10 protein-coding genes are annotated in these 11,703 nt (G+C 70.9%); 1 reads left to right on the forward strand and 9 read right to left on the reverse strand.

Annotated features, from left to right (window positions below):
* Positions 1-14: 14 nt before the first annotated feature.
* The 8 genes from ACTWPW_RS23830 to ACTWPW_RS23865 all read right to left on the reverse strand — a co-directional run bounded on the left by ACTWPW_RS23830 (position 15) and on the right by ACTWPW_RS23865 (position 9,426).
* Positions 15-1,004: an ABC transporter permease gene (locus ACTWPW_RS23830; protein ID WP_443169940.1), complete on the reverse strand. Its 990-nt coding sequence runs from the start codon at positions 1,002-1,004 to the stop codon at positions 15-17.
* Positions 1,001-1,810 (reverse strand): ATP-binding cassette domain-containing protein, encoded by an 810-nt coding sequence (locus ACTWPW_RS23835; protein ID WP_443169941.1) that lies wholly within the window; start codon positions 1,808-1,810, stop codon positions 1,001-1,003. The genes ACTWPW_RS23830 and ACTWPW_RS23835 overlap by 4 nt, the downstream gene beginning before the upstream one ends.
* Before the next feature lie 157 nt (positions 1,811-1,967).
* Positions 1,968-2,354: a hypothetical protein gene (locus ACTWPW_RS23840; protein ID WP_443169942.1), complete on the reverse strand. Its 387-nt coding sequence runs from the start codon at positions 2,352-2,354 to the stop codon at positions 1,968-1,970.
* Positions 2,355-2,613: 259 nt separating this feature from the next.
* On the reverse strand, positions 2,614-4,845 hold the full coding sequence (locus tag ACTWPW_RS23845; protein WP_443169943.1) for an ArnT family glycosyltransferase: 2,232 nt from the start codon (positions 4,843-4,845) through the stop codon (positions 2,614-2,616).
* The gene (locus ACTWPW_RS23850) at positions 4,842-6,041 is read right to left on the reverse strand and encodes a glycosyltransferase (RefSeq protein ID WP_443169944.1); all 1,200 of its coding nucleotides are present in this window, start codon (positions 6,039-6,041) and stop codon (positions 4,842-4,844) included. The genes ACTWPW_RS23845 and ACTWPW_RS23850 overlap by 4 nt, the downstream gene beginning before the upstream one ends.
* A gap of 24 nt (positions 6,042-6,065) precedes the next feature.
* Positions 6,066-7,463, reverse strand: coding sequence for a HAMP domain-containing sensor histidine kinase (locus ACTWPW_RS23855; protein ID WP_375109540.1), 1,398 nt, complete (start codon positions 7,461-7,463; stop codon positions 6,066-6,068).
* Positions 7,460-8,158 (reverse strand): response regulator transcription factor, encoded by a 699-nt coding sequence (locus tag ACTWPW_RS23860; protein WP_375109539.1) that lies wholly within the window; start codon positions 8,156-8,158, stop codon positions 7,460-7,462. Before ACTWPW_RS23860 ends, ACTWPW_RS23855 begins: the two co-directional genes overlap by 4 nt.
* Positions 8,159-8,223: 65 nt before the next feature.
* A complete protein-coding gene (locus ACTWPW_RS23865; protein WP_443169945.1) occupies positions 8,224-9,426 on the reverse strand; it encodes a cytochrome P450 in 1,203 nt (400 codons plus the stop codon).
* 85 nt (positions 9,427-9,511) lie between these two features.
* Here ACTWPW_RS23865 and ACTWPW_RS23870 point away from each other — a divergent pair, with 85 nt between their 5' ends.
* Entirely contained in the window at positions 9,512-10,069 is a 558-nt protein-coding gene (locus tag ACTWPW_RS23870; protein ID WP_375109537.1) for a TetR/AcrR family transcriptional regulator, read from the forward strand.
* On the opposite strand, the gene ACTWPW_RS23875 is transcribed toward ACTWPW_RS23870, so the two are convergent.
* Positions 10,066-11,571: a phytoene desaturase family protein gene (locus tag ACTWPW_RS23875; protein WP_443169946.1), complete on the reverse strand. Its 1,506-nt coding sequence runs from the start codon at positions 11,569-11,571 to the stop codon at positions 10,066-10,068. The genes ACTWPW_RS23870 and ACTWPW_RS23875 overlap by 4 nt on opposite strands.
* Positions 11,572-11,703: the final 132 nt, after the last annotated feature.

Genomic DNA, 11,703 nt, shown 5'->3' on the forward strand with positions numbered 1-11,703 from the left:
TGCCTCCTTGATTCCTACTGGTCGCGGGCCCTGCGCCTCCACTGGTCCACGTAGACGGCGGCGACGAGCACGGCGCCCACCACCACCTGCTGCCAGAACGGCCGTACACCGAGGATCTGGAAGCCGTTCTGGAGCACGACGGGGATGAACACGCCGATGACCGTGCCGGCCACCGTGCCGACCCCGCCGAACAGGGAGGTGCCGCCGATCACCACCGCCGCGATGGCCTGGAGGTTGTCGGTGGAGTGCGCGGACACGCCGGTGATGCCGTACTTGGCCAGCGACAGGTGCCCCGCCAGCCCGGCCAGCAGCCCGGCCAGGCCGTACACCTTGATCAGATGCCGCCGCACGGCCACGCCGCCGCGCCGGGCGGCCTCGGCGTTGGAGCCGATGGCGTACGTGTGGCGCCCGAACCGGGTGTACGCGAGCGCCAGGGCGAGGACGGCGGTGATCGCCGCACAGATCCACACGATCAGCGGCACCCCGAGCCACCGCGCCAGCCCCAGCCCCAGATTGAGCTCACCCGGCGCCCGCAGATCCACTCCCCCGGTCAGCAGCAGCGCCCCGCCCAGCGACATCCCCAGAGTCCCCAGCGTCACGATCAGCGCCGGAATCCGCCCCAGCGCGACGAGCACCCCGTTCACCACCCCCCACCCAAGCCCGGTCACCAGCGCCCCCAGAGCCCCCAGCAGCAGCGACCCCGTCCCCTCGACCACCTTCACCGCCACCACGGCGGAGAACACCAGCACACCGCCCACCGACAGATCGATCCCCGCCGTAATGATCACGAACGTCATCCCGGTGGCCAGCAACAGCAGGATGGCAGCGTCACTCGCCAGGTTGAGCAGATTGAACGAGGTGGGGAACGACCGCGGCGCCAGCACGGAGAACGCGACGACCAGCGCGACCAGCACCAGCCCGATCCACACGACCTGCAACTCCCCCAACCGCCGCACGCCCGCCCCACCGGCCACCTGCCCCCGAACCCCCACCGCCCGCCTCACGCCCGCCCCTCCAGCCCCGTGGAGCCGAGCCCGTCCTGCCGCTCATCACCGGCCCGCTGCTCGACCGCCCCGGTCATCGCCCCGACCAGTTCCTCCATCGACACCCGCGCGGTCTCGAACCGGGCCACCCGCCGCCCTAGCCGCAGCACCTCCACCCGATCGGACACCGCCATCACATCCGGCATGTTGTGACTGATCAGCACCACCGACACACCCGCGTCCCGCACACCGCGGATGAGATCGAGCACCCGCCGCGTCTGCACCACGCCCAGCGCCGCCGTCGGCTCGTCCATGAACACCACCCGCCGCGCCCACGTCACGGCCCGCGCCACGGCGACCCCCTGCCGCTGCCCACCCGACAAGGTGGACACCGGCGCCCCCTGAGACGCCAACCGCACACCGAGCCGCTCACACGCCTCCCGCGTCTCCCGCCGCATCCCCGCGTTGTCCAGCACCCCGAACCACCCGAGCAGCCCCGGCTTGAGCCGCTCCCTCCCCAGAAAGAAATTGGCCGCCGGACTGAGATCAGCGCACAACGCCAGATCCTGATAAACGGTCTCGATCCCGATCCTCCGGGCATCCTCCACCGCCCCGAACACCACGGCCTCGCCATCGAACTCGATCGTCCCGCCATCCGGCCGCTCCACCCCGGACAGGATCTTCGCCAGCGTCGACTTGCCGGCCCCGTTGTCCCCGATCAACGCGACGACCTCGCCCACCCCCAGGCTGAAGTCCGCTCCGCGGAGCGCCTCGACCTGGCCGTAGCTCTTCACGATCCCGCGGGCGTCGATCAACAGTCCGGCCATACGACCATCAAGAAACGCCCTGACATCGTTGTCAACCCAAACCGGCCACCAACTGTCTTCGCGCCACGCGGATTCGCACCACGGACCGGAAGTCCCGCGAGAAACGGAAGGGCGGGTCCGCCTGATGTGCGGGCCCGCCCTAACTGAAGGGGTCTGGTCAGTTGACGTCGAGCTTGCGCTGGATGGCGATGAGGATGTGCATCATCTCCGTGTGACCCTCTTGCAGCCCATCGACCTTGGCGTCCAGCCTGTCGACTTTGACCTCGAGGTTGTCGACCTTGGTCTCCAGAACGCCGACCCTGCCGTCGAGGAGCTTGACCTGCTCGGCCACCCCGTCGATCCGCTCGTTGAGCTGGGTGGCCACCCCGTCGATCCGCGCGTTGAGCTGGGTGGCCACCCCGTCGATCCGTCCGTTGAGCTGGGTGGCCACGCTGTCGATCCGTCCGTTGAGCTGCTCGCCCATGGCGATCTGGTCTGCGCGGAGCCGGACGAACTCGTTTTCCACCGCCGTGCAAACCTGGAGGCCGATTTCCTTGAAGCTCAAGATGATCTCCCTTACCGTGAGGGTAAGGGACCGGGGATGGTGAGAATCTCCGGTCCCGCTTCTTTGCCTAGAGAATACGCCTCCAGGCATTAGCAGGCGACCCTGATCGAAAAAAGATTCCCCTGGTCAGGGGCTATTTAGGATCATAAATTCGGACGAATCTCCCTATAAATAGGCGAAGAATTTTCGCTGTTATACCCGACAGTATCCACTCTTCAACAACGATGGGCGGGGCACCGTCATGGCGCCCCGTCCTCGCCTATTTTGCGCAGTCGTAGAGCCCGTCCTGACCGTCCACCGCCGTGCAGTTCTCCTGGACCCAGCTCGTCACCTCGGTATTGCCCCGCCCCGGGCCGCCGCCGCTGCCGCTGATGTCCGACATGACGAACCGCAGCTGGCCCGAGGAGACCAGGGACCGCAGTCGGACCACGGTCATGGCGGGGTCGCTGCCGGTGAAGCCGCCCATGGCGATGACGGGCTCGTGGGTGGACAGGATCAGCCCGGACGCCTGCTGAGCGCTGTTCACCGCGACCAGCCACGTGGCGTTGCCCTGGTTGGCCACCAGATATTTGGCCGTCGCGTCGCTGACGCCGCCGCCGGGGCCGCCGCGGCCCGTGAAGCCGGACCGGCCGCCGCCTGGTTGTTGCGCGGTGCTCGGCTGTCCGTTCTGGCTGTTGCCACGTTGTTCCGCGGCGCCCGAGTCGCCGGGTTGGGTCGTGCCGTTCGGCTGGGCGGTGTCGTTCGGCTGGGGGCTCCGGTCGCCAGGGAGCTGGGCGCCGCCGGGCATTCCCCCTGGGCGCCCGAAGCCCGTTCCGCCGCCCGTCGAGGGGTCGGCGGTCGGGTTGGAGCCGTTGATCTGCGACTGCAGCGGCGTCACCGCGTACGCCGCCGGCCCGGCCAGGCCGGCGACCACGGCGGCGGCCAGTGCGATCGCCGCCACCCGCAGCGTCACCTGTGCCCGCAACCGAGCCAGTACGAGCACCACCACGGCCACCAGGGTCGCCCCGAGCACGACCCAGGCCAGCCACGGCACCCACTCCGGCGTACGGCGCAGCACCACGAACGACCACACCCCCGTCACGGCCACCGCCGGCGGCAGCACCCAGCCCCAAGCCCGCGCCCCCCGGTACGCCCGCCACATCACCACCGCCCCCATCCCGCACAACGCCGCCACCGCCGGAGCCATGGCCGTGGTGTAGTACGGGTGGAAGGTTCCGCTGGAGAAGCTGAATACCGCGTAGTGGACGACCAGCCAGCCGCCCCACACCAGCCAGGCCGCCCCGGAGGGCCCGCTGAAGGGCAGCCGCCGCAGCCGGACGAGGACCGCGAAGGCCAGCGCCACCACGCAGAACGGCAGCAGCCACGAGATCTGCCCGGCCAGGATGTCGTTGAACAGCCGCCCGGCCCCGGACTCACCGCCGAAGCCGCCGAAGCCGCCGCCTCCACCTCCCCCGAAGCCGCCGTTGCCCCGGCTCTGGCCGAAGATGCGGCCGAGCCCGTTGTAGCCGATCACCAGGTCCCGGACGGTGTTGTCGGTGGACCCGCCGATGTACGGCCGGGAGTCCTCGGGCCACAGGTCGGCGATGACCATCCACCAGACGCTCGACACCACCAGCACGACCCCGGCCGCCAACAGGCGCCCCATCCGCCGCGGCCACGTCCCCCGGGCGCACACCAGGTACGCGAGCGCGAACGCCGGCACCACCAGGTACGCCTGCAACATCTTGGCGTTGAACCCCAGCCCCACGAAGAAGGCCGCCAGCAGCAGCGACCGCAGCCGCCCGGTCCGCAGCGCCTCCAGGCAGAACCAGGCCGCCAGTGCCAGGAGGAGGACGAGGACGGTGTCGGGGTTGTTGTCCCGGTTGATGGCCACGGTGATCGGGGTGAGGGTCATGACGACGGCCGCGATGAGGGCTCCGACGTGGGCCATGTGTTCCCCGGCCGCCACCCGGCTTCCAGCCGCTACCGGGCCTTCAGGGGTGCCCGAAGTGGCGAAGGTGCCCGAAGTGGCGAAGGTGGCAGAAGTGGCGGTGGTGGAGGTGGTGGAGGTGGTGGAGGTGGCTGAGGGGTCAGCCGTACGTGCGGCGGAGAAGGACCGGCGGACCGCCGAGTGGACCAGCCCCACCGCAGCCACCCCCGCCAGGGCCTGCGGCAGCAGCATGCTCCACGTCCCGTACCCGAAGATCCGCCCCGACAGCCCCATCACCCACAGCGCCAGCGGCGGCTTGTCCACGGTGATGAAGGACCCGGCGTCGATGGCGCCGAAGAAGAACGCCTTCCAGCTCTGCGTCCCGGACAGGACGGCGGCCGCGTAGTACTCGTTGGCGTCGCCGCTCAGCCCCCACGCGTACAGGACGAACGCCGCCGCCAGCACCCCCCACAGGGCGGGGCGCGACCAGCGCGGGTCGGACGCGGCGCCCAGGAACACGCGGGCGGCCAGGCCGCGCGTGGCGGTGGCTCGGTGGCCGGCCCGCGTCGCGGTGACGGTCATCGGGTGGCCTTCCTGTTGGGGTTGACGACGGCCTTCCTCTTGGGGTTGAAGACCCAGACGCGCAGCAGCAGGAACCGTACGAGCGTGGCGGCCGCGTTCGCGACGATGACCGCGACCAGCTCCACCCCGTGCGAGACCCCGGCGGGCAGCAGCGACAGGCTCCCGGAGGTCAGCACGAGCCCGACCAGGAACGCGATCAGCCCCTCGAACTGGTGCCGCATCGCCCCGCCCGGGCCCCTGACGCCGAAGGTGAAGCGGCGGTTCGCGGCGGTGTTGGCCACGGCCGTGACCAGCAGCGCGACCGCGTTGGCCGCCAGCGGCGGGACGACCTGGCGCAGCAGGGAGTACAGCAGCAGGTACGCCAGCGTGCTGATCACCCCCACGATCGCGAACCGGGGCAGCTGCCGCGCCATCCCCTTCGGCAGCTCGGCCCGCGAGACCCGGGCGGGGACGGGGATGCGCGCCGCGCCGGCCAGCGTCCTGCGCCCCACCCTCGCCAGGCCGCGCAGGTCGTCCAGCGCGGTCCGCACGATGTCCACCCGGCTGTCCGGATCGTCCACCCAGTCGACGGGCACCTCGTGGATGCGCAGCCCGTGGCGCTCGGCCAGGAGCAGCAGCTCGGTGTCGAAGAACCACTGCTCGTCCTCGACACCGGGCAGCAGGGCCTGGGCGATCTCCGTACGGACGGCCTTGAAGCCGCACTGCGCGTCCGAGAACCCGGCGCCCATGCCGAGGCGGAGCAGCAGGTTGTACGAGCGGGAGATGAACTCGCGCTTGGGCCCCCGCTCCACCCGCGACGCCCTGGCCAGCCGGGTGCCGATGGCCAGGTCGCTGTGGCCCGACAGCAGCGGCGCCACCAGCGGCAGGAACGCGTCCAGGTCGGTCGACAGGTCCACGTCCATGTAGCTGACGACGTCGGCCTCGCTGCGCGACCAGACCCGGCGCAGTGCCCGCCCGCGCCCCTTCTCGTCGAGGCGCACGGCGCGTACGTGGGGCAGCTCCCTGGCCAGCTCGGTGGCCAGCTGCCAGGTGTTGTCGGTGCTGGCGTTGTCGGCGATCGTGATGCGGAAGCCGTAGGGGAAGTTCCCGGTGAGGTACGTCTGCAGCCGGGTGACGCCGGCCCTCAGCGCCCGCTGCTCGTTGTGGACCGGGACGACCACCTCGACCAGGCGTGTCCGCACTGCTGTTGTCTCCATGCAGTAAGGACACTTTTTGGGTCTTTAAGGTGACTTATCCGTTTCTGAGCTACGGATGAGAGTTCCCGGCAGCTCCATGGTCGCGATGGCGCCACCACCTGGGGCGTTGGCCAGCCGCACCGTACCGCCGGCCTCCGCGACGGCCTGCGCCACGATCGCCAGCCCCAGACCGGAACCCGGCAGGCCACGGGCCGACGGCGAGCGCCAGAACCGCTCGAAGACGTGCGGCAGCTCCTCCTCGGGCAACCCGGGACCGTGGTCGCGGACCGTCAGGCGGCCGTCGCTCAGCCGCACCTCCACCTGGCCGCCGGGGCTGAACTTGGCGGCGTTGTCGATGAGGTTGAGCACGGCGCGTTCGAGCGAGGTGGCGCTGCCCACGACGTACCAGGGCGTGAGGTCGATGGTGACCTCGGCGCCGCGCAACCTGGCCCGCTCGACGGCGGCGGTGACCACCTCGTGGAAGGCCAGCTCGACGTGCGGCTCGTGGTCGGCGTCGCCCCGGGCCAGCTGGAGCAGGTCGGCGACGAGCGTGGACAGCTCGGCGAACTGGGCCTTCACGTTGACCAGCAGGCGCTCCTTGGCGCCCGGGTCGAGGCTGCGGCCGGTCTGCTCGCTGCGCAGCAGCAGGTCGATGTTGGTGCGCAGGGTCGTGAGCGGGGTGCGCAGCTCGTGTCCGGCGTCGGCGACGAGCTGCTGCTGGCGCTCGCGCGAGCCGGCCAGGGCGGCGGTCATGGCGTTGAAGGAGGAGGACAGGCGGGCGATCTCGTCGGTCCCCGTGACGGGGATGCGCGTGTCGAGGTCCTCGGTCTGCGCGATGTGCTCGACCGCCCTGGTCAGGTCGCCGACGGGGCGCAGGGCGGAGCGGGAGATGGCGAGCCCGGCCATGGCCGCGCCGAGGACACCGAGCACGGTGATGCCCACCAGCGTGAGGCCGGCGATCCGCATCGTGCGCTGGATGTACCCGAAGGGCCTGGCTTCCATGACCGCGACGCCGGGTCTGAAGTTGATCGTCACCACGCGGACGTACTTGCCGTCACGCGTGGTGCCGTAGCGGTAGACCGGTTCACAGGGCTCGAAGGCCTGCGCGTCCTGGTGGTAGTCGGGCACGATCGGAGAGTGGCCGAGCGAGCAGGTGGTCCCGTCGGCGAACAACAACGTCGCCAGGCCGTCGGCGAACGGGCCCCGCGTGCCCTCCGGCGTGCAGTTGCGCTCCAGGAACTCCTTGTCGCCCTGCTTCAGGGACTCCAGGATGCTCTGGTCGAAGTTGCCCCGGAGCCGGTCCTGCAGGATGAAGTAGGACGCGCCGGCACACGTCGCGATGGCCACCGCCACGGCCACCGTGACCAGGAGCGTCAGCCGCGTCCGCAGGCTGCCGCGTCTGGCCAGGGCCGTGAGGCGAGCCCGCCAGGCGCCGCCGCTCACTGCGTGGCCCGGAGCACATAACCCACCCCGCGCACGGTGTGGATCACTCGCGGCTCGCCCCCGGCCTCGGTCTTGCGCCGCAGGTACATCACGTAGACGTCGAGCGAGTTGGATGTCGGCTCGAAGTCGAAGCCCCACACCTCGCTCAGGATCTGGTCCCTGGTCAAGACCTGGCGCGGGTGCGCGAGGAACAGCTCCATCAGCAGGTATTCGGTCCTGGTCAGGTCGAGCCGGCGCTCGCCGCGCGTGACCTCCCTGGTGGCCGGGTCCATGCGCAGGTCACCGTACGAGAGCGAGTCGCCCTCGGGGGTGCCCGCGCTGAGCGCGCCCCGCCGCAGCAGGGCCCGCACCCTGGCCAGCAGCTCGTCCAGCTCGAACGGCTTGACCAGGTAGTCGTCGGCCCCGGCGTCGAGCCCCGACACCCGGTCCCCGACCGCGTCGCGGGCGGTGAGCATGAGGACGGGGACGTGGTTGCCCGACGCGCGCAGCCTGCGGCAGGCGGTCAGCCCGTCGAGACGCGGCATCATGACGTCGAGCAGCACGGCGTCGTAGGGCTCCGCCGCCACGGCGGCCAGCGCCTCCTGCCCGTCGTCGGCCGTGACGACCTTGTAGCCCTCGAACTCCAGGCTCGACTGCAGCGCCTCGCGCAACGCGGGCTCGTCGTCAACCACCAGCAACCGTGCGGGCTCACTCATGCTTACAAACGCTAGGGCTTCATCATGAAAACGTGATGAGGGACCTCACTCGGGTTTCGTGAGGATCACCACATGACGGGCATCGCTTTGAGCCCGAAGATGGCCCCATCGTACTTGGCCGGCAGCTCCTCGTCGGCCATCGTGACCCGCAGGCCGGGGACCCGCTCGAACAGCGTGCGCAGCGCGATCTCCAGCTCCGCCCGCGCCAGGTTCTGGCCCAGGCACTGGTGGACGCCGTACCCGAAGGCGACGTGGTGGCGGGCGCCGCGCTCGACGTCGAACGCGTCGGGCCGCTCGAACGCGCGCTCGTCCCTGTTGGCGGAGGCGCCGAGCACGAAGAGGCCCTCGCCCTTCCTGACGAGCTGCCCGCCGATCTCCTGGTCCTCGGTGGCCACGCGGTAGAACGCCACCCAGTCCACCACCGAGTGGTAGCGCAGCAGCTCCTCGACCGCCGCCGGCCAGCCGCCAGGGTTCGCGCGCAGGGCGGCGAGCTGGTCCGGGTGGCGCAGGAGGGTGAGCGCGGCCAGCGGGATCATGTTGGCGGTCGTCTCGTGACCGGCGACGAGCAGCAGGAACATCACCCCGACGAGCTCGTCGCGGGTGAGCTGCCCGCCGGCGATCAGGCGGCCCAGCAGGTCGTCCCCGGGGGCGGCCGTGGCCGTGGTGACCAGGTCGTCGAGGAAGCCCCTGATCTCGAACATGGCGGCGTGCCGCGCCTGCGGGTCCGACGCGGGGTCGATCATCGTACGGGTACGCGACTGGAAGAACTCGCGGTCGGCGTACGGGACCCCGAGGAGCTGGCAGATGACCAGCGAGGGCAGGGCCAGCCCGTACGCCGCCACCAGGTCCGCCTCCCGGCCCTGGGCCAGCATGTCATCGATGAGCCGGTCCGCGAGCCGCTGGATCCCCGGACGCAGGTCCCTGACGCGCCTGACCGTGAACTCGGGGATGAGCAGCCGGCGGAACCTGCCGTGCTCGGGCGGGTCGAGGTCGATGAAGTGGCCGATCGCGAACTGCTCGTACGCGGCGGCCTCCTCGGGCGTCGGGGGGTCGGGGCTGAAGGCGGCGTTCGGATGGCCGGGGGTGGCCGGGCTCGTGCTGATGCCCGCGCCGGCCAGGACCTGCTTGGCCTCGGCGTGGCGGGTGACGAGCCACACGTCGCCGCCGGGGAGCGAGGCCCGTACGAGCGGGGCCTGCTCGCGCATCCGCTCGTACTCGGGCGGCGGCGCGAACGGGCACGTGCGCTGGACAGGGAAGGTCTGAGCCATAGTCTGCTCCCTACAAGCCGGATCGCATTGCTTACTTACGCGAAAGTAAGCAATGGAGAGGCCGGTCGTCAAGTGAAGGAGTGGAATGGCCGGGCGGCGGACGGACACACGAGAGCGGATCCAGCAGGTGGCGCTGGAGCTGTTCGCCGAGCGGGGATACGACAAGACCACGCTGCAGGAGGTGGCGGAGCGGCTGGAGATCACCAGGCCGGCGCTCTACTACCACTTCCGGACGAAGGAGGCGATCCTCGCCAGCGTGGTCGAGCGGCTGGGCGAGTCGATCGACGAGCTGGTGGCGTGGGCCAGGGAGCAGCCGAAGACGGCGGAGGCCCGGCTCGAGATCCTGCGGCGGATCTCGGGGCTGCTGGCGGATCAGTGGCGGCCGCTGTTCAGGTTCGCGCAGGTGAACCAGGGGGCCATGCGGGAGAACCCGGCCGGCGAACGGCTGCAGAGCGGGATGCTCAGCATGTTGTCGCTGCTGAGCGTGCCGGGGGCGGACGCGGTCAAGCAGTTCGAGGCCAGGCTGGCCGTGCTCGCGGTGATACTCGGGAGCATGCCGCTCCTTTTCGACCTGGAACTGGGCGACGCGGAGCGGGCCGAGGTGGCGATGGAGGTGGCCACCAAGCTCATCGCGGACGATTAACGGCCGAGCACGGCCATCGCGGCATTGTGGCCGCCGATTCCGCTGACGCCACCGCCCCTGCGGGCGCCCGCGCCGCACATGAGAATGCGTTCGTGCTCGGTTTCCACGCCCCAGCCGCCTTTTTCCGCGTACGGCCAGCTCAAGTCGGTGTGGAAGATGTGGCCGCCGGGGAGGCCGGCGTCCCGTTCGAGGTCGACCGGGGTTTTGGCCTCGACGCACGGGGTGCCGTCGGGGGCGGCGAGGAGGCATTCCTCGATGGGTTCGGCCAGGACCGCGTTGATGGAGGCGAAGGTGGCGTCCAGCGCCATTTTCCGGGCTTTCTCTGGGTTTTTCCGGAAAAGTCGGGCGGGCATGTGCAGGCCGAACAGCGTCATCGTCTCGGCCCGGCCCCTCAGCTCGGGGCCGAGAATGGACGGGTCGGTCAGTGAATGGCAATAGACCTCGGCGGGCGGCAATTCCGGAATTTCCCCCCGGTCTGCCTGCGCGTACGCGGTGGCGAGCTGGTCGCGCCCCTCGTTGATGTGGAACGTACCGCTGAAGGCCGCCCTCGGGTCCACGGACGTGTCCTTCAGCCGGGGCAGCCGCGTGAGCACCATGTTGACCTTGAGCTGCGCGCCCTCCGGCGTCGCCACGGGCCGGCCCAGCAGCCGGTCGAGCACGGCGGGCGGCAGGTTGACCAGCACGTGGCGGCCGTTCACCGTGTGCTCGCCGTCCTCCGCCACGTACGTGACCTCACCGGACGGCGCGATGCCGACGATCTCGGCGCCGGTCCTGATCTCGGCGCCCGCCCGCCTGGCCGCCGCCTCCAGCGCGCCCGAGACCGCGCCCATGCCGCCGACGGGGACGTTCCACTCGCCGGTGCCGTCGCCGATCACGTGGTAGAGGAAGCACCGGTTGGCCAGCAGGTCGGTGGCGGGGTCGGCGAACGTGCCGATCAGCGCGTCGGTGAGCACGACCCCGCGCACGAGGTCGTCGCGGAACCGCTCGGCCACCGTCTCGCCGATCGGCTGCGCGAACAGGTCGCGCCACGCCTGCGGCCCGACCAGCCGCTCGACCTCGGCCTGGGTGGGAAGGGGTTGGAGGAGGGTGGGGGCCAGGGCCTGCGCCACCTCGGCGGTCATGGCGTAGAAGCGCCGCCACGCCTCGCGGTCGGCCTCGCCGCCCGTCACGCTGCGGAACGAGGCCGCCGTACGCAGGTCGTCCTCGTTGTCGACGAGCAGGCCGGTGTCGCCCTTGGGGGTGTAGGAGGCGTAGCGGCGGCGGCGCAGCTCCAGGTCGAGGCCCAGGTCGCGGACGATCCTGGTGGGGAGGAGGCTGACGAGGTAGGAGTAGCGCGAAAGGCGCACGTCGACGCCGGGGAACGCCCGGGCGGAGATCGCCAGGCCGCCCACGTGGGCGTACCGCTCCAGCACCAGCACCCGCCGTCCGGCCCCGGCCAGGTACGCCGCCGCGACCAGCCCGTTGTGCCCGCCTCCGGCCACCACCACGTCATACGTTCCCACCCTTCGCACCCTACGACCCACCCCACCCTCGCCACCAGGGCGGGGCGGGTCAGGCACCATGGCCAGGGCGGCGGCTCAGCGCGCGGCGGCTCAGCGCGGCGGGGTCAGGGGCGGGGGCGGGTGGGTCCGGGG

This window comes from Nonomuraea sp. KM90 (assembly GCF_052246675.1).
Taxonomy (GTDB): Bacteria; Actinomycetota; Actinomycetes; order Streptosporangiales; family Streptosporangiaceae; genus Nonomuraea.